This is a genomic window from Nocardia amamiensis NBRC 102102, assembly GCF_001612745.1.
GTDB classification, from domain to species: Bacteria; Actinomycetota; Actinomycetes; order Mycobacteriales; family Mycobacteriaceae; genus Nocardia; species Nocardia amamiensis.
Map to the genome: position 1 here is coordinate 1 of NZ_BDBA01000197.1, position 23,864 is coordinate 23,864.

17 protein-coding genes and 1 pseudogene are annotated in these 23,864 nt (G+C 67.8%); 5 read left to right on the plus strand and 13 right to left on the minus strand.

What is annotated here, in order from left to right:
- Window positions 1–743, plus strand: a pseudogene (locus NA4_RS29940) (Mu transposase domain-containing protein); the annotation flags it as partial.
- Window positions 744–874: 131 nt separating this feature from the next.
- Window positions 875–1,657, plus strand: coding sequence for an IS21-like element helper ATPase IstB (gene istB / locus NA4_RS29945; RefSeq protein WP_067477610.1), 783 nt, complete (start codon window positions 875–877; stop codon window positions 1,655–1,657).
- Between the two features lie 129 nt (window positions 1,658–1,786).
- On the opposite strand, the gene mobF is transcribed toward istB, so the two are convergent.
- The 9 genes from mobF to NA4_RS29990 form a co-directional block, all read right to left on the minus strand.
- Window positions 1,787–7,807, minus strand: a complete 6,021-nt coding sequence (gene mobF / locus NA4_RS29950; protein ID WP_245671646.1) for a MobF family relaxase — start codon at window positions 7,805–7,807, stop codon at window positions 1,787–1,789.
- 339 nt (window positions 7,808–8,146) lie between these two features.
- The gene (locus NA4_RS29955; RefSeq protein ID WP_067477616.1) at window positions 8,147–8,563 is read right to left on the minus strand and encodes a DUF4326 domain-containing protein; all 417 of its coding nucleotides are present in this window, start codon (window positions 8,561–8,563) and stop codon (window positions 8,147–8,149) included.
- Between the two features lie 98 nt (window positions 8,564–8,661).
- Window positions 8,662–9,057: a hypothetical protein gene (locus tag NA4_RS29960; RefSeq protein ID WP_067477619.1), complete on the minus strand. Its 396-nt coding sequence runs from the start codon at window positions 9,055–9,057 to the stop codon at window positions 8,662–8,664.
- A gap of 98 nt (window positions 9,058–9,155) precedes the next feature.
- Window positions 9,156–10,748, minus strand: coding sequence for a hypothetical protein (locus NA4_RS29965; protein WP_067477622.1), 1,593 nt, complete (start codon window positions 10,746–10,748; stop codon window positions 9,156–9,158).
- Window positions 10,749–11,185: 437 nt separating this feature from the next.
- Window positions 11,186–11,719 carry a single-stranded DNA-binding protein gene (locus NA4_RS29970; RefSeq protein WP_067477653.1) on the minus strand — a complete coding sequence of 178 codons (534 nt, stop codon included), beginning with the start codon at window positions 11,717–11,719 and terminating at the stop codon, window positions 11,186–11,188.
- 134 nt (window positions 11,720–11,853) lie between these two features.
- Complete coding sequence (locus NA4_RS29975) at window positions 11,854–13,545, minus strand: ParB/RepB/Spo0J family partition protein (protein ID WP_169811147.1); 1,692 nt, start codon at window positions 13,543–13,545, stop codon at window positions 11,854–11,856.
- 118 nt (window positions 13,546–13,663) lie between these two features.
- Entirely contained in the window at window positions 13,664–13,903 is a 240-nt protein-coding gene (locus tag NA4_RS29980; RefSeq protein WP_067477629.1) for a hypothetical protein, read from the minus strand.
- 108 nt (window positions 13,904–14,011) lie between these two features.
- Window positions 14,012–14,941, minus strand: a complete 930-nt coding sequence (gene dprA / locus NA4_RS29985) for a DNA-processing protein DprA (RefSeq protein ID WP_067477632.1) — start codon at window positions 14,939–14,941, stop codon at window positions 14,012–14,014.
- Window positions 14,942–15,110: 169 nt separating this feature from the next.
- On the minus strand, window positions 15,111–15,554 hold the full coding sequence (locus NA4_RS29990; protein WP_067477635.1) for a DUF4192 family protein: 444 nt from the start codon (window positions 15,552–15,554) through the stop codon (window positions 15,111–15,113).
- Window positions 15,555–15,556: 2 nt separating this feature from the next.
- Here NA4_RS29990 and NA4_RS43355 point away from each other — a divergent pair, with 2 nt between their 5' ends.
- Together NA4_RS43355 and NA4_RS29995 are read left to right on the plus strand one after the other, a co-directional pair.
- Entirely contained in the window at window positions 15,557–15,679 is a 123-nt protein-coding gene (locus NA4_RS43355; RefSeq protein ID WP_281180074.1) for a hypothetical protein, read from the plus strand.
- A 474-nt stretch (window positions 15,680–16,153) separates the two neighbouring features.
- Window positions 16,154–16,828 carry a tyrosine-type recombinase/integrase gene (locus NA4_RS29995; RefSeq protein WP_067477638.1) on the plus strand — a complete coding sequence of 225 codons (675 nt, stop codon included), beginning with the start codon at window positions 16,154–16,156 and terminating at the stop codon, window positions 16,826–16,828.
- Between the two features lie 250 nt (window positions 16,829–17,078).
- On the opposite strand, the gene NA4_RS30000 is transcribed toward NA4_RS29995, so the two are convergent.
- The gene (locus tag NA4_RS30000; RefSeq protein ID WP_067477641.1) at window positions 17,079–17,489 is read right to left on the minus strand and encodes a DUF4189 domain-containing protein; all 411 of its coding nucleotides are present in this window, start codon (window positions 17,487–17,489) and stop codon (window positions 17,079–17,081) included.
- 571 nt (window positions 17,490–18,060) lie between these two features.
- Here NA4_RS30000 and NA4_RS30005 point away from each other — a divergent pair.
- Window positions 18,061–21,618 (plus strand): NB-ARC domain-containing protein, encoded by a 3,558-nt coding sequence (locus tag NA4_RS30005; protein WP_067477644.1) that lies wholly within the window; start codon window positions 18,061–18,063, stop codon window positions 21,616–21,618.
- A 114-nt stretch (window positions 21,619–21,732) separates the two neighbouring features.
- Here the strand turns inward: NA4_RS30005 and NA4_RS30010 are convergent, their stop codons facing one another.
- Genes NA4_RS30010 through NA4_RS30015 form a run of 3 tightly spaced genes read right to left on the minus strand, consistent with a single transcriptional unit; the run spans window position 21,733 to window position 23,772 of the window.
- On the minus strand, window positions 21,733–22,608 hold the full coding sequence (locus tag NA4_RS30010; RefSeq protein ID WP_067477647.1) for a bifunctional DNA primase/polymerase: 876 nt from the start codon (window positions 22,606–22,608) through the stop codon (window positions 21,733–21,735).
- Window positions 22,539–23,306, minus strand: a complete 768-nt coding sequence (locus NA4_RS43820; protein ID WP_084497576.1) for a bifunctional DNA primase/polymerase — start codon at window positions 23,304–23,306, stop codon at window positions 22,539–22,541. The genes NA4_RS30010 and NA4_RS43820 overlap by 70 nt, the downstream gene beginning before the upstream one ends.
- The gene (locus NA4_RS30015) at window positions 23,236–23,772 is read right to left on the minus strand and encodes a TIGR04338 family metallohydrolase (protein WP_067477650.1); all 537 of its coding nucleotides are present in this window, start codon (window positions 23,770–23,772) and stop codon (window positions 23,236–23,238) included. Before NA4_RS30015 ends, NA4_RS43820 begins: the two co-directional genes overlap by 71 nt.
- Window positions 23,773–23,864: the final 92 nt, after the last annotated feature.

A 23,864-nucleotide genomic window follows, 5' to 3' on the forward strand; every position in this document is an offset into this window, starting at 1 on the left:
CGGGTCGAGCGGCCGATGCCCTATATCCGTGACTCGTTCTGGCGTGGCCGGGAATGGACGTCGCTGCAGCAGATGCAGGACGCGGCCCTCGAATGGTGCCGGGAGGTGGCCGGTGCCCGGTCGTGTCGGCCACTCGATGGTGCGTCGCCGATATCGGTTTCCCGGCGATCGAGGCGGAGGCGTTGATTGCGTTGCTGCGCAAGCACTTTGTGCTCGCGGACTGGACGACAGGCACTGTAGGGCCGGATATTCATGTCAAGGTCGGCAAAGCCTTGTATTCGGTTCCGTGGCGGCATATCGGCCGCAAGGTGGATGCCCGGTCGACGTATTCGATGGTGCAGATCTTCGACAAGGGCGAGCTGATCGCCACGCACGTGCGTAAACCGTTCGGCAAGCAGTCCGACCTGTCGCACTACCCGCCGGAAAAGATCGCTTTCGCCATGCGGGGACCGACCTGGTGCCGCAACCGCGCCAACGAGATCGGTGAATCGACCGTCGCAGTTATCGCCGAATTGCTGTCGGAGAACGCGCTTTTCCGGCTGCGGGCCGCCCAAGGAGTGCTTGGGCTGGCCGACAAACACGGCGCTGCCCGGCTCGAACTGGCCTGCGCCAAAGCGATCACGGTCGGCGACCCGTCCTATCGGACCATCAAGGGCATCCTGGTCGCCGGGCTGGAGGCCGATCCGCCACCTCCATCGACCGGTGATGGAGGTGCTGCGGCGTTCCTGCATGGTCCTTCGCGGCTGTTTCGCAACGTCGTGGCCCTGCCCAACCCGAACAGTCCGGCCGCTATCGCCGCCACCGCGAACGCCGACCGGGACGATGACGCCCGTGACGGCGCCGGGGACCGTGACCGTGGCGAGGGGGTGTCGGCATGATCGTCGACGTCGCCCTCGAACAAGCCTTGCGAACGTTGAAGCTGTCGGGGATGTTGCAGACCCTCGAATCCCGTCTCGCCCAGGCCCGCGCTGGGGATCTCGGGCATATCGAGTTCCTGCAGGTCCTCTGTCACGACGAGATCGCCCGACGCGAATCCCAATCAATCGCTCGCCGCATCCGCCGCGCCCAGTTCGAGCAACAACTCACCCTGGAGCAGTTCGACTTCGCTGCCTCCCCGAAACTGCCCGCCGCGCAGATCCGCGACCTCGCGGCACTGCGGTGGCTGCCGGTCGGTGAATCGGTCGTGCTCTACGGACCTGTCGGAGTCGGGAAAACCCATGTGGCACAAGGACTTGGGCATCTAGCGATCCGTCAGGGCGCCGAGGTCCGGTTCATGAAAACCAGCCGCCTCCTCGCGACGCTGGCCGGTGGTCACGCCGACCGCACCTGGGACAAACGGCTGCGCGAGTTCGTCCGGCCAGCCGTGCTCATTCTCGATGACTTCGGTATGCGGGAACTCACCGCCACCCAAGCCGACGACCTCTACGAACTGATCTCCGAACGCGCCGCCGCCGGCGGCTCCATGGTGCTCACATCCAACAGGTCACCGGTCGACTGGTATCCGCTGTTCCCGAATCCTGTTGTCGCTGAATCCCTCCTGGACAGGCTCATCAACACCAGCCACCAGGTCTTCATGAACGGGCCGTCCTACCGGCCCAACAAACGCCCCAGCACCAAGAACGAGCCGAAGACCCCACAGAAGGAGGCCATCGGGTAGAACATCAACCAGGACCCACCACCTGCCCAATTACTCGAACGAACGCGGCGGGAATTACGTGAACGTCGACACCACGCGGTTGACCACCGAAATGCTGTCGTCGGGTAGCCGATCAATGGTTCCTGCGTGTCACAGTCCGAGGTCATCGCCTAGCTGCAGACGGATTCGCTCGGCGTGCTGGTCGGTGATCCCTTGGTCGATGTCGTCGACTGGTTCGGTGTGCTGGCGATGGCGTTGTTCGTGCGCGAGTTGAGCGGGGTAGAGGGCGCGGCGTCGGTCTTGTTCGGCGCGGTACTGGTCGAGTTGTTCGCGGATGTCGGCAATCCGCGTCCGGATTTCCTCGTCAGTGTGGAGTCGCAGGTCGGGGTCGGGTCGGTGCGTGCCTGGGGTGTGTTCGGGTTCGGTGTTCAGCAGTTGGTCCCATCGGTCGGGTCTTCCGGCCAGCAGGATGGCATCGCGGTTGGCTTGGCGGGCGGTGGCGCGGGCGGTGCTGTGATCGCGGCTGCGACTGGCTTGTTCGGTGATCAAGGTGTCGATGCGGTTCTGGAGGGCGCGGCGTTGGCTGCGGCGGTAGCCGGGTGTGGCGTCGAGTGCGGTGCGGGTGTCGGCGAGCTCGGTCGCGACGGCGTGGAAGGCTTTCGCGGCGGCGTGGAGTTGTTGGTCGGCAGCGCGGGCATCGCGAATCGCCTGTTGCGCTGCGATGTGGCGGTGGATGAGTTCGTCGGCGTCTGCCTCGTTGTCGGGGGTGTGTTGGGGCGGGTTGAACAGCAAGGTGTCGGTGTCGGCGAGGGCGAGGCGCTGGTGAAGCTCGTCGATGTGTCGCTCTAGTTGGGCGTCGGTGAGAGCGAACAGCGGATTGTCCACGGTCGGATCGGCGGCGGCGTCGATGGGTCGCGACTCGTGCTCGGCGTCGGGCAGCGGGTGGTTGCGGATCCAGGTTTCGATGGCGGCGCGGTGGGTGGGGTTGCGGGTGGCGCGCCAGTCGCGGCGCAGCATCGCGCGGGCGGCGGGCGCGGGTTGGGTGGCGGTGATGTGGTCGCAGCGGGTAGTGATGTGGTCGGCGGGATCGTGGTCGGGGATGCCGGATTCGCCGGTGTCGCGGCATTCGCCGCACAGGCCGTCGTCGGCGCGGCGCGGTGGTACGGGGGTGGCGTCGGTGCGGGTGCGTTCGAGGCCGCAGGCCACGCATCCCAGCCCGCAGGTGTCGGGGAGGGCGGCGAGGTCGTAGTCGAGCGAGCGATACTTCGCGCGGGCGTCGGGTAGGACTTCGCGGTAGTAGTGATGGGCGACCCCGTCGGGAATCACGGCATCGTAGGGCTGGTCGTCGACATCAGCACGGGTGTCGCGGTATTCCTGCTCGGCTCGGCGGGCGTCGGTCTGCGCGTCGGTGAGGGGGTCGCGGCGTGCGTCGGGGTCGGTGTATTCGTGGCCGTCGCGGGCGGCTTCATGGCGTCGGTCGCGCCGGTAGGCGGGTTCGGTGGGTGTGGTGGCGGGTTGGTAGACGTGCGGATCGGTGACGGGTGTGCACGCGTCGATGAGTGCTCGGTGCTGGGGGAAGCGTTCGCCGGCCCAGCGCAGGCGGGCGCGGGCGACGGAGAAGCTGTGGCGGTAGAGGGTGTCGGCGATGTCGGTAAGGATCGCGCGTTGTTCGTCGGTGGCGATGCCGGTGAGGTCACCGAATGCGGCGAGAGCGGCGGTGATCTTGCCGGTCTGAAATAGTTGCGCCACCCGGCGGATGCCCTCAGGAAGATCGGCCCCGCGTTCATCAGGGTGTGCTGGGCTGGTCACTGGTTCCGGCGGGCGTGTGGGTTCGGGGATGAGGTGCGGGTTGCGGACCTGATCGGGTTCGGGCGGCTGTGGTGGTGGTGTGGTTGTCATCGGCTCGGTTGCGGTGGGTGGTTGGGTGTCGGCGGGTGTGCTGGTTCGTGTGTGAGGGGTGTGGTGGAGCAGGGCGTCGATGCGCCAGGCCAGCGCGGAGGCGAGTTGGTCGGGGCGCAGGCCGGTGGTTTCGTCGGGTTGGGCGGCGAGGAGCAGTTCGTGGGCGGTGGCGAGCAGTTGGTGTGGTGTCCAGTCGGTGCCGGTGGCGCGGTCGATCGCGGCGACCACCCGTGGCCATGCCGGGTCGGCGGTGACGCGGTCGGCGGCGTCATCACCGAGCACGGCGTGGAGATCGGTGATCCAGTCCGGTCGCAGGTTGCGGTGCCCGGCGCCGGTGTCGAGTGCGGAGGGTTCCAGTTCCAGGCGCGACCACAGTGCGGCGGCGGGCATTTCATCGGGCAACGGCCGCCTCGCGGCGGCGTCGGTGAGCAAGGTTTGGATGTCGATTCCGGCGCGGGCGGCGAGGGCGATCTTGTCGGCGAGCACCGGCCAGTACGGGTCGGTGATAATGCGGGCATCGAGGCGCTCGACGGTGTCAGCCCATGTGTTGACCGGTAGGTGGATGTCGCCGAGCGCGTCGGTGACGCGTGCGTCGAGCAGCTGCTGGTGCTCGCGTTCGAGCGCGCTGTAGCGGGGTGGCCCGGTGGGGCGGATGTCGCGGTCGTCGACATGCAAGGCCGCGCGCCAGACCGCGAGCTCACCGAGCAGCCCAGGGTCGGCGCCGACAAGGGGACGCGCCCAGTGCGGGGCGGTACTCGGCGTCCAGTGCTGGGTGTCGCGGCGGATCTGCGTGGCGAGGTCGGCGACGATGCGTGCACGCGGCGCGAGCTGGGTGGCGTCGAAGTCCTCGCGCAGACCGCGCGGGATCCCTGGCGACCATGGCAGTGGTCCGATGCCGGTCGAGTGCGCACCCGAGGGATCCAGACGCCAATCCAGCACGGCGGCAACGTCGTCGGCCGTGTCGAGTTCCCGCGCGCCCGCAGCCGCGTGTAGGGCGGCGATCGGATTGCGCCCGGACAGCGCGATCGTCGCCAGATGTTGACGCAGCACGGGGTAGGCGGGGCTGTCGGTGAGGTTCGGGCGCAACGCGTCCGCAGCTGTATCGATGCGCTGTAGCCCGTCGGGGCCGAGCGCGGCTTCGGCGGCGACACCGATCGCGTCGAGATAGATATCGAGCGCGCGACCGATGCGAGCGCGCGGGTCGAGGACGTCGTGTAGTTGCGTGTGCGCCGATTTTTGTGCGCCGTCGCGTCCGAGGATGCGCACCAGAACCTCGATCGCGGTGCGCGGAAACACCGCCGGTTCGCTCCAGAACGATCCCTCCGCGCCGTCCAACGCGGTGGGAATGTATACGTGATTGGCGTGCATGCCGCGGGTCATCGCGACGTAGAGCTGTTGGCGGGACTCGGCTCCGGTGAGCGCGACATGACACGAATCGGCGGTGATTCCCTGCGCGGAATCGATCGTCGCCGCATACCCCAGACGCACATGCGCAGCGACATAGTCGGCGGGAAGCCGCACACTCCCGCCCGGTCTTCCGCCGGAACGCCGGTGTATGGCGGTGAGACTGCCGTCGTCGTGGACGGCGGTGACGGTCCAGGCGTAGCCGTTGCGCACCCAATCGCGTGCGCCCACACGCAGGCGCGGATTGTTGCGGCGGGTGCGGATTGTGTCTCCGACCGACGCCGACAGACGATCGGCGAGCATTACTTCGGCGCCGACGACGCCGCCGTCGCGGGCTATCCGGTCGGCGCGGGCACGCTCGTTCAACGCGGTCACGACCTCGTGGGTGGCGGCGAGCATGATGCTGTCGCGGCCCGCGAGATGATCAGCGGCCCAGGCGGTGTAGGCGTCGTCGTGGGTCGCGCCGAGGTGGCCGGCGTGCACGCGCGCGTTGTCCAGATACCAGCCCAACGCGGCCGGATCGCCCTCGCGCAGCTGCAAACTGGCAGTCGCTTCAGCCTGGGAGGCGAACCGCACGACGTGGGTCAGCGTCAGGGTGTGCTCGGGTGCGGCGGCGTTCATGTCGGCGTCGGCGCCGCCGGCTTCGATGGCGGGCAGCTGGTGATCGTCGCCGATACAGCGGATCGTCGCCCCGCGATCGGTCAGAAACTGCAGCAGCCGAAGGCGTTTGAGGTTGCCCAGCTTGACGTGCTCGTCGACGATGACCAACGTGTCGGAGCCGATTTGCAGCACCCATTCAGGCAGCGACGGCGGGATATCCCGTTCCAGCGCGGGGTTGCGAGGGCGCGGGGTGTGCCGGGACAGGACGTCGAGGACTTTGTCGACGGTCTCGGTCCGGGCACCGATCGACTCCCCGAGCACCGCCGCGGCCGAGGCGGTGGGTGCCAGGCCGAGGACCTGTCCGCCGCTGGTGTGCCAGGCGTCGGTGAGCACGGCCATCGCGGTGGTCTTGCCCGATCCGGCGGGGGCGTTGGCGGTGTGCACCAGCAGCCCGGAGGTCGCGAAGCTGTCGATGACGCTGATCTGCCCGGCATTCAGTGACCGGTCGGGGTGTTGGTGGTTGTAGTTGTCGACCGCGGCGCTCACCAGGTCAGGGGAGAGTTGGCGGGCGCCGGACTGCACCGACAGCTCGATCAGCGCCGCTTCTACCGACAACGTGCGCGCCGAGGTGTACAGCTGCGAGCCTGCGGCGGTGTACACGCTGGCACCGTCGCGGCGGCGCAACAGCTCCGGGACGGTGCCCAATTCCGGTTCGTCGGCGACATCCGGGTCACCGCGCCGGATCGACCGGGCGGGGGAGAGTGCTTCGGTGAGCACGGCGTCGGTGACCTGTTCCCACTCCAGGCCTCGGATGCGGCCACGCACCTGCCGCTCGACCTCGGCGCGCACATTGGTCGCCCGCCACGTCGCGCGGTGCTCGGCCACCACCTCCAGAACCTGCTCGGCCGTCCGTGCAATCCACTGCGCCGACACTGCGATACGCGGCGCGCGCACCGGATTCAACGCCGCGACAATCATCCGCGACAGCGCCTCGCGGCCGCCGAGCAACGCCACCGACTCAGCGCGCCAGCCGGCGCGTTGCTCGGCCAGTGACCGCAACTGGTGTTTCGCGGGGCGGGTTTCCAGCGTGGCGCGCTGCGCCAACTCATACATCTCCGCCGGGATCGGCTCGCGCCCGAACCGCTGCTGGAACTCCGCCGCCAACTCACCCACCCGCGCCCTGATCGCGGTTTCGCGCCGCGACCACGCCTCGATCAACCGTGCCGGGATTCCGACGATTTCGCGGATCGGGCGCTTGGCCGGATCCGGTGTGGGGCGTTCGGCGAACTCCACGCCCACGAGATCCTCCATGTGGTGCTCGAGACGGGTGTTGTAGATCTCCGACACGGTGACCACCGCCTGGTAGATCGCGGTCCCGTCCAAAGTGCGCCACCTACCGTCGGGCGTGCGCACGCGGTTGGCGATCAGCACGTGCGTGTGCAGGTCCGGGTCCCCGGCGCGGGAGTCACGGTGGGTGAAACAGGCCGCGACAATGCCCTCGACATCGACCTGGCGCACACCGTTGCGCCCCAGCCTGGTGAAGATTCCATGCTGTTCGAGCCAGGCCAACGCGTCGCGCACCGCACGCTGGTGGGCGAGCTCGATCTTGTCCGCGACCGCCCGCGGCGCCAACGCCCACAGCGCCGAAACCGACTTGACGGGGGAGAAAGTGATGTCGAAACCCGCGACCGCGGTGGTGTTCGGGCGCGAGTTCTTGGCCACCCACCCCGACAATTCCCGAGCATCAAACGGCGCACGATCGTATTCTTCGCAGAACATTTCGAACGCGACGTGGGTGCGAATCCGTGCCCGTTCGGTATCGGGAATGGCGTCGTACGGGTCTGATCCGTGCGCGATATTGTGTCGCTCGAACGCTTCCGCGCATCGTTTCCGGAACTCGGAACCCTCCGCATAAACGCGAAATGGGTTGCCCAAACGGGACGCTTGATCGGCCGCTCGTACCGCATCTTTGTGCTTCGCGCCCAGCCGGATCTGCTCGTCGTAGACCTCGGCTTCGATGAGTTCGGTGTTGGGATGGCGACCAAGTCCGAACAGGGATTTCATCTGTTCTTCGGTGACTTCGCCCCCGGTGGTGATGCCGAGTGCGGTCAAGCCGGTGCCGTGCCAACGCCCGGGTGCCTCGCCGTGTGCGGAGTAGTAGTCGGCCAGGCTGGAACGGCCGCGTGAGTCGTTGTCGTGCGCGGCGACATTTCGCAGGTAGTACTGATATCCATTGCCTGCCACGACTTTATGAATTGTCGCGGTCATATACCCATCAAGCGCCCGCGACCCAAATATTGCCAGGGGTTGGATTTGACTATTTTTTAGTCAATTCAAGCATATCCCCTGGTTGTTATAGGATTGTGACCCTGGATGCAAGAGGTGTGCTTGAGAAAAGAGGGATGTGGATGAAAGAGGGTGGAAGGTGTGGATGGATGTAGATGGTGGGTGGTGAGGTGGGGTTGTGGATGGCTGGGGAGAGATTGGGAAGCGGTGTGCGGGTGATCGGTGAGGGCGTAGGGACGGGGGCGGGTAGGAACCGGAACGGGTGATCCGGTTCCTGTCGTGATCACAGCTGTCGGGTGTCCGACGGTCGGGCGGGCACGCTCACCGGTGCTGCCGGTTCTGGACCGCCGCGAGCGGGTCGAGGTCGGGGTCGAGGGTCAGGGCGGTGAGGGTGTGGCCGTGGCAGGGTTTGGGTGCGCACCAGCAGCCCAGTACCCGGCGGGCGAGTTCGCCGCGACGCAGGCGGTCGAGGAGGTTGGGTTGGTCGGCGAGGTGGCGGGCGTGAGCGGCGAGTACGTCGTCGCGGTTGCCGTCGCGTCCGAGGACGAAGGGGTTGCCCCAGCTGCTGGTGCGATCGATGGGCACGAAGAGGTGGTGGCGGCGTGCCCACTCGATGAGGTGGGCGTGTCCGCTGGTGGCGCGCATCGACACCACGACCGAGCGGCCGGTGGCCAGGGTCTGGTGCAGTTCGGTGATCGTGAGGTGCGCGGGGTCGCTGGGCGGCGCGGGGTGAGTCATGGCGAGTGGTCCTGCCGGTCGGGGTGGTCGAATGGCGGGGTGCTGTTGGTCGGTCCGTGTACCGCGAGCGCGGACGGACGGTCGCGGGACGGGGCCGGTCAGCCCGGTGGGGCGGGGACGCGGGTCCATCCGCGGGATTGACACGTGTAGTGACGGTTGTCGAGTCCGACGACGTCGCCGACCGACAGTGACCGGAGTCGCTTTCCGTACCAGGTGTCGGTGTGGATCTGGTCGTCGTCGTGTTCGGGGTGGTCGTTGAAGGCGGCGAAGACGCGCTCGAGCAGAGCCTGGTCGGTGTCGGCGGCCGGGTCGGCGCGCAGCGTGTAGGTGTAGGCCAGTGTCACGGGTGCGTCGGGCCGGTATCCGGTCAGCAGGGCGGTGGGGTCGGTGTTGAGGTAGACCCGCACCCGGACCTGGGGTGGGCGGCGGGGTGCGAATGCGGCGTCGCGCAGGGCGGTGAGGGCGCGGCGTGCTGGGTTCGGGAGTCGATGCACGGTGGTGTTCCTGTCGTATCGGAGGTGGTGGACCGGTCCGCCGCAGGGGTCGACACCGCGGCGGACCGGCGAACAGGGGATGGAGCCGAGCGTGTGGGTCAGGCCGCCGACGCTGCGCGGCCGGTGGTGGGCACGAGTCCGAGGTCGATGCGGCAGTCGGTGCAGTAGTTGTCGGCGTGGACGATGCCGTTTCGTGCGCAGGCGTCGCAGCGTCCGATGCGCTGCCCGGCACCGAGCGCGGACCCGCCCCGGCGCGGCCGTCGCGCGGCGGTAGGACGGTGTGCGCGTTCGGGCTGTTCGAGGTTGCTCGCCATCCACCGGGTGATCAGCCGCCAGGTCGGTCCGGTGTTCGCCGCGGCGGCCCGCACCCGATCCAGCAACGCCCGCACCTGGACAGGATGAGCGGCGGCGATGTAGGCGCAGCGGGATTCGACGAAGGTCTGCATCCTGAACCCGGCGGGCAGGGCGGGGATGCCGGGGTGGCCGTCGGCGCGGCAGACATCGCAGAGCCCGTCGTCGCTGACGATCACTCCGTGGCGGGTGTGGAAGGGGCGGCGGTCGCTGGCGGGCCGGTCGATCCAGCAGCCCACGCACGGCCACCCGAGATACGGGGTCATCGCGGCCAGGTCGTAGTCCAACCCTGAGCCCTGCCAGGTGGACTCGCGGACGTCGAGTTCGCTGTAGGGCAGATACTCGTCACGGTCGCTGGGAACCGCGAGCCCGGTCCTGCGGGCGGCGAAGCGCGACTGGTCGGCCGGGGTGATCCGCGGCGGGAACTGCGGGCGGGTGCGACGAGCACGCGCGCCGCGCGCCCGCGCCGAGGAGTCGGGCTCGGTGTCGTGCTCCCGCAGGAACTGTCGTGCCGCGTCCGCGAGACCGGCGTGACGGCGCTCGTGTGCGATGTGGCGTTCGGGCAGCTCGGGGGCGAGGAGATGGCGGTCGGCTTCGGTGTAGCACCCGGCGACGTGCAGGAAGTACGAGCGGTCCCACAATTCGGCCTGCACGTGCGCCCACAGCTGCCCGGCCTTCTTCCGGGGCTCGGGAACCGGCGGCGTGCGGTCGTCGTCGACGGGGGTGTCGATCGCGTACAACCGCTGCGCGGCATAGCCCGCGTATTCACGCTGGCGGCGCTCGGCGACGGCCAGGTCCCGGCGGCGGTGGCGCAGGCTCACCAGCGCGGTGGTGGGTGCGGGGATGCGGGCGCGGCGGGCGGCGACCTTCTCGGGCTGGTAGCGGGCGGCGTCGGTCGCCGCAGACGGGGTGGCGGTGTCGCGGTCGCGGTAGCGGCGGTCGCGGATGGAGCGACGCACCCATTCGGCCGCCTCGATGGAGGTCTCGGACTGCGGGGGGAGCTCGGGCCGGTACAGACCCGGGTCGCCCTCGGCGGTGTGATCGACGATCAGCGACCGCAGCTCGGGGCGGGACTTGGCCATCCACCCGAGCTGACGCGCCGCGGTCTTCCACGGCGAGCGGGTCAGCATCTCGGCGGCGCGATCGAGGAAGGCACGCTCGGCCGGGGAGGCGAGGGCCAGCACGGCGGTGAAGCGTTCCCGCGCGGCGTCGGGATCGGTGTCGAGGAGGTATTCGATCTCCCCGAGTGCGGCGGCGAACGGGGACACGGTCTGCACGAGATCGGTGACGGTCTCGGTGACAGAGGCGGTGGTTTCGGGTGCGTTCAACGTGGCGGTCATCACGGGGTTCCTGTTCTGTCGTCTGGAAACAGCTCGGCCCCGCGCCGGACGCACGCACACGCGTACGTAACCCCGGCACGGGGCTGGGCGGCTGGTCGTCTGACCCGCCTGAGTGCGGCCGACCAGGGTGGGAGCCCGACACGGCGGAGGGAACGCGCCCACGCGGGCGGCGGCGAATTCGTGCGCTGAGCGCACCGACCAGCGCGGGCGATGGGACGTCGCGCGGGCGAATTCGGTGACGCCCGGGCGCGGGCCCGCAGCCGCGGCGGGATCACGGCCTGGTAGCACTCAGCAAGGCGGGGCAGACGACCAGACGATCAGCCCTCACCCACCGAAAACCCGACGGCACAAGCGATCAGCGGCGGCCGCACAGCGATCTCCGTTCGCAAGAAGGTCAGGTTGCCACCGTCGGCCACCACGGTTCGTGTGGGATCGGATCAGAACGCCGGATCTTCCACCCCGGAGCCACCCCCGAAGGAGCCCACGCCGTTGGACGCCCATGGGTCGTTGCTCCCGGTTCCCGCAGCCGCGCCCACGAGGTCCCGGGCCCGGTCATCGCTCTCGGGGCGACCGGCCGCCGAGCCGCTGTAGCCATTGCCGGAATGGCGGGAGACGCGGTTGACCTTGGCAGTGGCGAAGCGCAGCGACGGCCCGATCTCCTCGACCTCGAGTTCGACTCGGCTGCGCTTGTCGCCCTCGGCGGTCTGCCAACTGCGCTGCTTCAACCGACCCGAGACGATGACCCGTGCACCGCGAGTGAGCGTTTCGGCGACGTTCTCCGCGGCCTCACGCCAGATGCTGCACGGCATGAACAACGCCTCGGCGTCTTTCCACTCGTTGGCATTGCGGTCGAAGTGCCGCGGGGTGGAGGCGACGGTGAAATTCACGACCGCGTGCCCGGCGGGGGTGAACCTCAACTCTGGATCGGCAGTCAGATTTCCGATCACAGTCAGCACGGTGTCTCCGGCCATGAGCATGCTCCTTCACAAGGTGGGGACAGATGGGAGATGAGTCGGGGACCGCGCTGCCACCGAGCAGCGACCTCGGTGGCAGCATCGACAGCCGGATTCGCCTCACCACTCCGGGCGAATCGAAGATGGTGGTCTCAGGAGGCGAGGTCGATGTCGTGGTAGTCGATGTCTCCGGCGGCGGCCTGTTCGACATCGAGCAGCGCGAAGTCCAGCTCGGTTCCGGCTGCGGCCTCGGCCAGGAAATGCAGATACCTTTTCGTGGCCGCGGAGCTGTCGCGCCAGAAGCTCTTCCCGATCGGTGCCTCGGCGGCGGCGACCTGCATGGCGAGCACGATCATCCACGCCCGCGAGGGTGTCGCGGCGTGGATCGCTGCGACCAGCTGCTGGGTGGAACCGCCGACCCCGAGCAGCGTGGTCACCTTCCGCCGATCCGTCGGATCCAGGGTGTGGGCCATGGATTCGGCGACGAACGCCGCCGCTTGCCTGGGCGGGGTGCCTGCGGCCAGAAACTGCGGCAGGAAATCCTCCTGCCGCCGCGCGTTCGCCGCCTCCCCGCGTTTGTTCAACTCGATCACCCGTCGCCGGTCCTGGCGCGCCTGCTCCCGCTCAGCCGCCGCCTTCGCGGCGGCTTCTTCGGAGCCGTCACCGGTGTCGGGGACGAGCTGTTGCAGGCCGCTGTCGGCCAGTGCGCTAGCGGGCAGGAAGTAGGTGGGGATCCAGCGGTCGCGCCACTGCACCTGCTCGGCGTGCACCTGCCCGTCGGCGGGTTCGGCGGACAGGTCGCCGCGGGTGCTCCAGTCGACGGTGTCCGCGTCGATGATCGCGCCGGTGTCCTTGTCCACCAGCAGCCCGTTGTCCTGCACCTCGAGATACACCACCCAGCGGGCCGGGTCGGCGTAAATCGACTCCTCGCTGACCGGCTCACCCGCGGTCGTGACCAGCTCGCTGGCCGAAATGTAGGCCGCGTCCGGCTCGCTGGTATCGGGTTCGGCGGCGAGGATCCCGAACCCGTACGCGCCGTAGAAAAGCGATTCGTGAAGGCGGGCGCGGGTTTCGGCGCGGTCGCGCTCGATCCGCTTCGCTGTGGAGGCGAAGCTCCACCGTCCCGCCGTCGCCAGCCGTTCGACCGCGTCGGTATCGCCGAGGTTCTCGTAGTGGGCGATCACCGCGAGCTGATCGAGGCCGTACTGGCGTTCCTCCAGCAGCCGCTTGGCAGTGTCGGAAGCACCGACCGCGGCGGTCTTCTGAATCTCCGACCGCTTGCGCTGCAACCCTTTCGCGACCCGGGTCGCGGAGGCCCCCAGGTCGAGCATCAACGCGATGCCGGTGGCGCGGTCGGCGTCGGTGAGCGGGATACGGCGGTCGTTGAGATTGATCTGCGTCAACGTCCGCGCGATCCGCCGCTCCTTCGCGTCGACGTCGGTGGGGGCATCGGTAACCCACACCGGCACCCGCGTCAACCCGACCTCGCGGGCGATCAGCGTGCGGATCTGCCCGTCGACGACATGAACGGAGCCGTCGGGCTCGCGTTCGGCGCGGATCGGGTTGCCGACACCGAACTCCCGGAACGACGCCGCCTCCTCCGGATGCGCGGCGAGATCGAAACTCTTGCGGACGTTCTCGGCGATCACCAACTCCGCCGGATCCAGATACTCCGCCTTGGCCTTCGGCACATCGAGCACCACGGGCTCCTCGAGGACAGTCGACTCCTCGACCACGGGAGCGGGTCGTGCGGCAGGCACGGTTTCCTCGACGGCCACCGGGTCGGTGTCAGGACCGGGATCGGCGGCCGGATCGGCGACGGCGGTCAGGGTGGAATTAGTCAACACGGCTCCTTAACGGCAAGCGGCGCGGCGACCCCCACCGGCTACGGGTGAGGCCGCCGCGCCGGAAGACGGAAACGGGGGCAACAGGACACGGGCGAGCACCCGCGCGGATGAGATGTCAGGCGGCTCGCTGGGCGCTGTGGCGAGCGACGTTGACCGGGCGCAGTCGCAGCACACCGCGTTCGTCGTCGTCCAGGAACGCCCAATAGCGGCCCCGCCAGGCCGGGTAGTCACCGCGCCAGCGATCCAGCACCGCCGATTCACTGATGGCGGGCGTGGCTCCGGCGTAGCCGAGATGCTCGAGACGCTCGAACTCGCCGCGAGTGAGGGACTGCACGGCAGGAGTGGACGCGGACATGAAAACCTCCTGTGATCGGTCGGCGGACAACCGCCGGAAGACGGGTGTGGGTGAAGCAGAGAAGAACTTCCTGACCGGCCGTCGGATGAGCCGACGAGCGCGTGACGGTTATGCGGTGGGCTGGTCAGCCCAGTGCGGCGGGGCGGGGGTCGATGGGATGTCGTCGAGGACCTGGTGGGCGTCGGTGACCAGGCGGGCGTGCCCGGCGCGAATCAGGTCGTGGCAGCCGGTCGAGGCCGAGGAGTAGATCGGGCCGGGAACCGCGAACACCGGGCGGTTGAGCTGGCGCGCCCAATTGGCGGTGTCGCGGGTGCCGCCACGAAATGCGCATTCCGGAATGACGAGGGCACTCGACAGCGCGGCGACGAGCCGGTTACGTTGCAGGAATTGGTGTTTTGCTGCCGGAGTATCGGGTGGGTACTCCGAGATGAGTAGCCCGGTCTCGGCGATCCGGTCGAACAGCTCGCGGTTCGCGGCGGGGTAGGCGCGACCCAGGCCGGTCGCGACGACGGCGGTCGTGCGACCACCACGGTTGAGGGCTGCGCGATGGGCGGCGGAGTCGATGCCGAACGCGCCGCCGCTGATTACCGCCCAGCCACGCTCGGCCAGATCACCGGCGAGGTCATGGGTGACGTGCACTCCGTAGTCGGAGGCCGCGCGGGCTCCGACGACCGCGACGGTGAACTGCGGCAGCGGACTGTGCAAAGGTGTGCCGCGCATCCACAACGCCACCGGAGTCCCCGCAGCCACACCGGGTGCGTCGAGGTCGCCCACAGCTCGGGGCCACTCGACATCGTCGCGAGTGACCAGCCGCGCTCCGACCGCGGCGGCGCGGTCGAGGTCGCGGACGGCCAGATCCGGCAGAGCATTCGGAACACCGGTGGCGGCAACCTGACCGGTTGCCAGCCGGGCAGCGGCCTCCTCGACCTCGTGCGTGGCCAACAGCTCACGCACGACCGGCGCGGCGGTCAGGGCTGCGCGGGCCAGGATCGCCCACGCCAGCCGGCGGGAGAGGGTGTGCTGTGCGGCGGAATCCATGAAGCCTCCACGGTGGTCGATTCGATCTGTCAGTCGATGTCGATGCCCAGTTGCGCGGCGCCCGCCCGCCCGGCACTCAGCGCGGCGCGGAAAAGCGAGACCGGGACGGTGCGGTGGACTCCGGCGGCCATCGCCTGCACCGTCGGGTTGTCGGGGTGATCGGCTACCGCTATTCCGATCGCCGCACGGGCACGGTCACGGTCGCCTCGGCATACGCAGTGACCGCGCACAACATCGCCGCTACGGTGCGGTGTGGGGAGGGCAGCGCCCGCACCAGCAATGCCCACAAGCGGTGTCCGCGCGGTCCTTTCGGGCCGACGGCGAAGGCATACAGGCTGTCGCGGACCAGGCCGTCGCCCAGCGCGTCGGTGAGTTCGGCCGTCTCTGCAGCCGACAGCACACCCTCGGCTCGGACTGCCTCGACCTGCATCAGGACCAGCCGCAGCCGTTCCCGTGACAGCTCGCGGGCGCCGCCGCGCATCGTGACCAGTATCGCGACCTCGGCAGCCAGCTCGGCATCCGGCACGAGGTCGTGTGGAAGGTCCTCGACGCTGTCACCGCGTAGTGGGGCGTAGGGCAGCAGGCCGTGCTCGCTGCCGAACAGACTCGCCACGGGTGGCCAGGGTCGCGGCCGGTTACTGCCCACGCCGCGAACGCCCCGACTCCCAGCTCGATGAGTTGATCGCGGAACTGGGCCACGAGCTCGCGGTATTCATCGCGGGGAAACGCGCCTTCTGATCCATCCCCCGGCCGTGCTCGACGGACTGACCAGTCAGAGCCGACGAATCCTGGACGAATCGCTGTGACTATCCAAAGCGCTGCTCAGACTGCGGTCACCGCAGATACCTTGGCTGCGGCCCGGTTGCTGTTGGCCCAGATGGGCATCACCGCCGCCGACCTCGTCGACACCGCACCACCAGCAGCCCCGACCTTCGCTGAGGTGATCCCGCGTGTGCGGGCACGTCTGTCGGCGGGTACCGCGCGTACTTACGGGACCCATTTCGGTCTGCTCGAATCGCGTTGGCCGGACCGGTCTTTGACCGAGCCCACCTGCCACGAACTCGAAGAACTTGCGTACACGGTGCAGTCGACTGCCCGCACCAACCGCGCGTCTCGAGGCGGGACCAGCGCGGTCGAGCATTTCGTGTCCGCGGTGCGCTGTCTCTACCGCAATGCCGAGGAAGCCGGACACAGGACAATCCGGCACGGCGGTTGCCGATTCCGTCGCGTCGGTCATCGCATCGGTATGCGATCCCGTCGGGTCAGGTCGCCGAGATCTGCCAGGTCGCCGCCACATCCGGCGACGATCCCGAACTCGACTCCCTGATCCTGCGGTTCCACCTAGAGACCGCATGCCGTCGCGGCGGTGCGCTGGCGTTGCGACCACAGGATCTCGATCGCGACCAGTGCTTGGTGTTCCTGCGGGAGAAGGGTGGCTCGGATCGTTGGCAGCCGGTGTCACCGACACTGATGCGGCACCTGAACGACCATGCCACCGAGCGCGGGGCACCTTTCACCGGCCAGTTGCTGCGTTACCGTCGCGGCCGACCGATCACCACACGCCGATACGACTACATCTGGGGACGGATCAGCGAGTCACTGCCCTGGGTGGCCACGCAAGGTGTTACCGCCCACTGGCTGCGTCACACCACGTTGACCTGGGTCGAACGAACTTTCAGCTATGCCGTGGCCCGTGCTTTCGCCGGACACCGTGGCAAGAGTTCCGGCACTACCGACGCATACGTCAAATCTCACCTGCACGAAGTCGCCGCCGCACTGGCGGTCCTCACCGGTGAGCCGCACCCTCTCGCGCGCGGCGTCGGGCACCCGGCAGCAACTCCGACCCGCGATCTCCGACTCACTGAATTCAACCTTCCGACCGCGTGATAGCGCTGAGGGCGGTCCGGCTGGTTGCTCAACCGACCGCCCTCGGCTTCACTCGCTCAGGTGCGCATCGACGGCGTGGAATCCAGGTGCGCTGGCTGGCGCGGTTCATGCACAGTGACTTCTGCTGTTCGGCCGGTGCCAGTGTCCGTTGCCATTTGATGTGACGCAGAAGATGGGTCGTGAGCGGCCGTGCGCCAAGTATAGAGGGGTGCCAGCCCGACATTTTACCGAGGACCGTGCGGGAACTAGATCAAGGCCGGGTGCAGGCGTGGTCGCGATTGAACGAGCCGGCGCTTCCGGTGCCGGTGGGGAGGTTGAGGGTGGCGTCTGCGTATGCCTCCCCTGGGGTCGACCCTTTACCGAAGCCCACGATCGGGAACCCTGCGACGATCGCGAGCGGACTCGTCACGACTGCACCGCAGCCGTTCGCGAACGTCACCATCATCCGGCAGTCGATGATGCCTTGACCCTTGCACGCTCGGTCGGCGGCTTGAATGGCGTCGGCTTCCGTCGGGTGGTTGACCGAAAACGCGTAGACATTGCCCCACACGCTGAGGGAAACGGCGCCCCAGTTGACCGGGTCGGCGGCGGCGGGCGGTGCCGCGAGGACGGCAGCGGCGCTCACCGAGAGCGCGGCGGCCGCAAAGAACTTGTTGAACATGTGGTGTGTGCTTCCTCTGCGCGCCGACTAGGTGCGGCGATCGCATGGAAGATACCGCAGCGCATGGACGCGAGGTCGCCCCAAAAGTCCTGGGGTCACGGCAAAGACCGTCACGAACTGCGGCGTTCGTGAGGGCCGAGATCGATGGGGCTCGCGCGCCACTGATCGCCCGTGCCGGCCGCGGCCGCCACGCTGACCGATTCACCGACAAACGGCGCCAGAATTGACCAGCACAACCATGATGAGTGTTCGCCGTAGCCGTTGCACGACAGAGGCGCCGGATGCTCACGCTGTGATGAGCAACGCGAGACTTTTGGGGTTGTGCTGTTCGTGAGCTTTGCAGCGGAAGGCGGGAGCAGTCGCTAGAAGCGCAGTTTGGCGCGCAAGCGATCCGATGCTCCTACCATGAGACATCCCGTGTCGAAACGGCTGAAGAATCGGAAACTGCAATTAGTGATGGGGGCGGTATGCAACGACTTCGTCGGCGGCTGCGGCTTGCGGCATCGCAGACAGTTCCAGAGACCGGCCAGCAGGCAACGCCAGGCATCACGTCGGCACCCATGGTACGGCGATGAGGTTCGGCGCGAGGTGGTCGCGCGGACGGTTCGCGCTCAATGTGCCGTTGTTCACGATCGGGCTGGCCTTCGTGGTCGGGCCAATCTCGAATTTCGAGGTCGGCGGCGTCAAAGCCGTCGTGCCGGGTGCGTGGTGGGTGCGGGCGATCGTTGTGGGCGTAGGCGTGCTCGTCATTGTGCTCAGCTATTTGACCGTGCAGCCCGCGACCGCGTCGCCGACTGCGCCGACCCCTCGATTCCGCACACCACTGCCCGAGCCCGCGCCGGACACGGCATCTATTGGTTTCGTTCCGGATGTTCCTCCGCGCTATGTGGCGCGACCTGGCATCCTCGGGGCGGCACGTAAGAATCTTCGTGCGGCGCGCAGCGCGGTCGCACTCGTCGGCATGGGTGGCGCGGGCAAGACCACTCTGGCAGCCGCGCTGTCGCGAGACCGGTTCGTGCGCAGGACATTCACCGACGGCGTCGTGTGGGTGACCGTAGGGCGCGGAGTGGCGGCCACGCTGATCCAGGAGCGGGTCGCTGCCCGACTTGGCGGCGAGGCAGTGTCGTTCCCGACCGTGGACGTAGGTCGACATCGTCTCGCCGAATTGCTCGGCAGCCGTGCGGTTCTGCTGGTGGTCGACGATGTGTGGGACGTCGCGATGCTGAAAGCCCTCGATGTGGTGTCCGGACGGGGCGCGCTGTTGTTCACCACTCGCGATCACGCCGTCGCCCGCGCGGTGGGCGCTCGCGTCCACGATGTCGACGAACTCACCCTCGACCAGGCCCTGAATCTGCTGGGCAAATGGACTGATACCGGTTTCGAGGACCTGCCCGGCGTCGCGGATGCCCTGTGCTTGCGCGTGGGCAGGCAGGCGCTGGGAATAGCGGTGTTGGGTGGGATGATCAAGGCACGCGGTGCCCGCCGGCAGGACTGGCAGTCAGTCATGGATCTGCTCGAGGATTCCGACTTGACCTCGATCGGGGACGAATACGGACCGGATGGCTACCAGCATGCGAATGTCCTGGCCTCGATCGCGCTCAGCATCGACGACCTTGCCCTGATCGAGCAGGAGCGGTACCGGGAACTGGCAGTGTTCGCGAGCCGAGGGCCATTCCCGCTCTCCGCTGCCATTGCGTTGTGGGCATCGATTGGCTATACCGCCGCGAACGCAGCTCGGACACTGACCCGATTCACCGATCGGTGTCTGGTGCAGCAGGACGCTCGCGGCCGGTTTCTCCTGCACGACCTCGAATACGACGTTGTCATACACCAACTTCGAACTGAACCGGACAGCCTCGCGCTGGCGCACTGCCGTCTCGTCGACGGCTACGCCGCCGCCCTCCCCACCGACGGCGACCCAGCGGATCCGGCACGGTGGGCGGCCGAAGCCGACGACGGCTACCTCTTCTTGAACCTCGCGTATCACCTGGCCCGTGCCGGACGCTCGGATCAGCTGGATCGGTCGCTGTCCTCGTTCGTGTGGCTCGAACGCAAGCTCGCTATTACCAGCATCGGAGACCTGCTGGCCGACTATACCCACGACCTGCCCCACCGCAGCCACATCGACAGTATTCACAGCGCCCTGCAACTTTCGGCCCACATTCTGGCTCACTACCCGGAGCTGTTGGCGAGTCAACTCACCGGCCGTCTGCTCGGTATCCGATCTGCCGAGATCGCAGCCATGTTGGACACCATCGCGCCCTCGGATGGGCGACTCTGGCTGGCGCCTCGCTACGCCGGGGGCCTGACTGGTGCTGGCGGACCGCTTGAACGCATTCTCCTAGCCCACGCCACAGTCCACTCGGTGGTGGTCACCAGTGACGGCAGCTTCATCGTCTCCGGTGATGACCGTGGCGTCGCAGTCTGGAATCTGACCAGCGGACGTCTCGAGCGAACCATCAAGACTCCTCCTCAGTCGGTCCGTGCTGTGGCCGTCACACCTGATGGGAGACAGATCGTATACAGCGGCCGGGACGGCAGGGTGCGCGTGATAAATCTGGCCAGCGGGCGGCTGGTCCGTACCCTGAAGCTCCGCACCAGCGGCAACGGCGCGATCGCACTGACCCCGGACGGCAAGTACGTCATTACCCCCGGCGGCCGGTACGTCGACAAGGTGCAGGTGCGAAACCTGGCCAACGGGCGCCTCGTGCGGACCTTGCGCGGCCACAAGGGTGGGGTCGACGTAGTAGCCGTCACGCCCGACGGGAAATGGATCGTGTCCGCGGGAGCTGACCGCACAGTGCGGGTCTGGGACCTGGCCAGCGGTCGACTCGAGCACACCCTGCAAGCCCACATCTTCCAAGGCCGCCCTCATACCCTGCCGATCACGTCGGTGACCACTACTCCCGACGGCACGCAAATCATCGTTGGCAGCAATGACGAGACAGTGCACATCTGGGACCTGGCCGGGGGGCGACTCGAGCAGACATTGGCCGGCCACACCGACCCGGTCTCCGCGGTGGCTGTCACGAATGATGGTCGCCGAATCGTGTCCGGCGGATCGGACGACACGGTGCGGGTATGGGATCGGGCAAGTGGACGACTTGAACGAACGTTGCTGGGCCACACCGGCACGGTCGCGTCGGTAGCCGTCACCCCGGATAGTAGATTCGTCGTGTCCGCCGGTGGCTCCGACGAGACGGTGCGGGTCTGGGACCTGGCCAATACTCATCTGGAAGGCGTCCAGCGTGGCCACACCGACTGGGTCAATGCCCTGGCGGTCACTCCGGATGGCACGCGGATCATCTCCGGCAGCCGTGATCGCACGGTGCGGGTGTGGAATTTTGCCGGCGGACAGGACGAACGCACGTGGGAGGCCGAAATCGGTGAGGTGTACGCGTTGGCGGTCACCCCCGACGGCAGCCACATCGTCTGCGGACTCTACGGCACCGTGCAGGTGTTGGATTCAGCCAGTGGACAACCGATACGGACGCTGAGTGGCCACACCCGCGAGGTCGAGTCGGTGGCGGTCACTCCCGATGGCAGGCAAATCGTCTCCGGGGGCAGTCACCGGGACCGGACGGTGCGTATCTGGGACTTCGCGAGCGGACAACTCGAACGGACGCTCGATACCGGGTGGGCCAAAGCCGTAGCGGTGACGCCCGATGGGCGACACATTGTCTGCGGGGCGGAAAATACGGTGCAGATCTGGGATCTCGCCGAGGGACAGCTCATCCGCACGCTACGCGGCCACGACAGCCTCGTATACGCAGTAGCCGTCTCGTCCGATGGCAGATATATCGTCTCCGGCGGTTCCGGCGGCAACGCTGTGCGGCTCTGGGATCTGGCCAGTGGACAGCTTCTGCACACACTCCAGGGGCACACACAAGAGATTTACGCGGTCACGGCAATGGCCGATGGAAGGCACGTCGTCTCCGCCGGATTCGACCGGGCGATACGGGTGTGGTCGCTGAGCGACGGGACCGAGGTCGCTCGCTGGTTCACCGATTCGACACCTATATTCAGTTGTGTCAGCCACCCGGACGATCCCCGGGCCTTGGTGTATGGCGACTCGGCCGGTCGCGTAGTCACCCTCACGCTGCGCGGTTCCCGCACTGAAACAGCATGAGAATGTCCAACCGGGAAAGAGCGGGAGTCGTAATCCGTTCGTCCATGGAAGGCAAGGGTGGTAATCAGCCGCCTACCGCGCGTTTTGGTGGTCGCTGGGAGATATTGATGAAGGTCAAAGGTTGCTAATTCGTCGAGGCAATTGCCTGCCGTAGGCGATTCCGTCGTCGATCGTGCGGAGCACCTCCGCGGCGGTGTAGTCCTCGGTCCCGATATGGCCGGCCGATGCGATCATCAATGCGTGCCTGGCGTCTTGCACGGCCAACTCCTGACCACCGACGAGACGACCAAGGGCGCGGGCCGCCTTCAGTAACGTCATATGGCGAGTGCCGACATGGGCGGACGCAACCGCTCGTGCCTCGTCGTCGAGGATCGCACGCAGATACGCGGTCGCGCGGGGACCGGACAGGTGCAGTGGCGGCCCGGACTCGGGCAGCGGGGGCGGTGTCAGCGCCGTGGCCAGCCACCCGGGCAGCTCCGCGACCGGTGCCGCACGCACGACCCGATACTTGCCCTTCCTGAGAAGCGACCCGGCCGCGACCACGTAGCCGCCGTGCGCACGGGTGTCGATGCGCCAACCCAGCTTGGCTGTGGTGTTGCGCAACTCCAACCCGTCGGGTGCCCGGAAATACAGGTGCAACCCTGCTGGCGTGGCCACGGTGTAGGTGTCGGTCGGCACCTCCGCGCCAGCTCGAGCAGCCAGCATTACCAACACATCTCGACCGTGACGCGCACCCGCGAACGTCTCAGGAGGAGGACAGTCGTCACCGTCATCGAGGTCGATCACCACCAGCCCCGACCGGCCCGTCGCGATGCCGATGTTGTTGCTCGCACCTGCAGCCCAGTGCCGACGGATGCGGCCCGGGTCAGTGGTCGCGCGGTCTTCCCATCCGCGCACGGCAGGCGTCTTGCCGCCGGGGATCAACGGGAAGACGCTCCAACCACGGCCCGCAGCAGCCAAAGCCGCGCGAAGCAGAGCGGAATTTCGCATGGTGGATCCTCCCGTCCGTCGGTGCTGGGCGTCGAACGTCGTTGTTTCACAACCCCTGATAGCAATGATTCACCGAGCCACTGACATGTCGGATATCGTCGTTGATGACGTCGATGAGACACCCCATACCACCCATTGATAACCGACGGCGTCGCCACCGCGTACGTCGGTACCGGCATCGGCTGACCGGCCTCGGCGGCCAACCGGACCAGCACCTCGCGGCCATCGCGCGCCGCACGCCACTCCGGCGGCGGCGTGTGGCCGTGGCTGGTGTCGAGATCCAGTACATGCAGTCCCGAGGGGCCGCATGCGACCGCGACGTTGTCGCAGGGACGCCGCCGCCACCACGCGCGAATCCGGCTGTGATCCCGCGTGGCGGCCCCGTCCCACTGTCTGATCGCCGGGACCTTCGTTCCCGGATGCAGCGGGAACACGTGGAAGCCACGCTCGGCGTTGTCCAGCGCCGCGCTCAGTAAAACCACCCCACCGCCGGGATGCGACCGCCGAGGCAAACCGCCAGGTGCGCTCGTGTTGCCGAGCTCAACCGCGGCGGCTCTACGGTTCCGGGCGGCGGTAGCCGATCCGGTCACACGGCGTCCCGGGCAGGTCGGTGGCTGGCCACGGTGTTCATGGACGGCTCCTTCCTGGACGCGATCCGATGTCGCTGAGCTGGGCTCGGTTGTCGGCGAGTGCGGCACGCATCAGCCATCCGGCTTCGGTGCCCATGACACCGTCGAGAAGTTCCACGAACACGCCGCAGAACTGCGGGCCGTGCCCGGCACTGGCTGGTGGTTGCAGGTGGTGGGCCAGTTCGTGCAGCAGCAACTCGCGCAATGCGGCCCTATGGTGCAGCGGTGCGGCGACTATGCGAGTGGCCGGTTCGTAGTGCGCGTGCGCCGCGCCGCGGCGGGCGCGCACGGTCACCGGGATACGCGCGCGACGGTAGCGATCCTGAACCCGGCCCAACGCGAGTACGGAGTTGAGGTACACCGAGATGGACTCCAGCGACACCATCCGCCGTTCGGCGGGCAGGCTGATGCGTGACCCGAACACCTCCACCATCCGCCCGGGCACCTTCTCGGCGAGGTCGAAAATCTCCCGCACGTCCTGCTCGGCGTCATACACCCACTGCCGCTGCGTATCCCGCGGCCGGATACCGGTCATGACGGCAGCCGTCGCAGTGTGGACGGCAGGGCGGACGGATCGGTGAGGCGGGCGCGACGACCGGCCGCATCACCGGCGGCGGTCGCGGCCGG

Excerpts from the sequence above, each read along its gene's own strand:
- istB (WP_067477610.1), top strand. The coding sequence starts at position 875 with ATGATCGTCGACGTCGCCCTCGAACAAGCCTTGCGAACGTTGAAGCTG.
- mobF (WP_245671646.1), bottom strand. The coding sequence starts at position 7,807 with ATGACCGCGACAATTCATAAAGTCGTGGCAGGCAATGGATATCAGTAC.
- NA4_RS29955 (WP_067477616.1), bottom strand. The coding sequence starts at position 8,563 with ATGACTCACCCCGCGCCGCCCAGCGACCCCGCGCACCTCACGATCACC.
- NA4_RS29965 (WP_067477622.1), bottom strand. The coding sequence starts at position 10,748 with ATGACCGCCACGTTGAACGCACCCGAAACCACCGCCTCTGTCACCGAG.
- NA4_RS29970 (WP_067477653.1), bottom strand. The coding sequence starts at position 11,719 with ATGGCCGGAGACACCGTGCTGACTGTGATCGGAAATCTGACTGCCGAT.
- NA4_RS29980 (WP_067477629.1), bottom strand. The coding sequence starts at position 13,903 with ATGTCCGCGTCCACTCCTGCCGTGCAGTCCCTCACTCGCGGCGAGTTC.
- dprA (WP_067477632.1), bottom strand. The coding sequence starts at position 14,941 with ATGGATTCCGCCGCACAGCACACCCTCTCCCGCCGGCTGGCGTGGGCG.
- NA4_RS30000 (WP_067477641.1), bottom strand. The coding sequence starts at position 17,489 with ATGTTCAACAAGTTCTTTGCGGCCGCCGCGCTCTCGGTGAGCGCCGCT.
- NA4_RS30005 (WP_067477644.1), top strand. The coding sequence starts at position 18,061 with ATGAGGTTCGGCGCGAGGTGGTCGCGCGGACGGTTCGCGCTCAATGTG.
- NA4_RS30010 (WP_067477647.1), bottom strand. The coding sequence starts at position 22,608 with ATGCGAAATTCCGCTCTGCTTCGCGCGGCTTTGGCTGCTGCGGGCCGT.
- NA4_RS30015 (WP_067477650.1), bottom strand. The coding sequence starts at position 23,772 with ATGACCGGTATCCGGCCGCGGGATACGCAGCGGCAGTGGGTGTATGAC.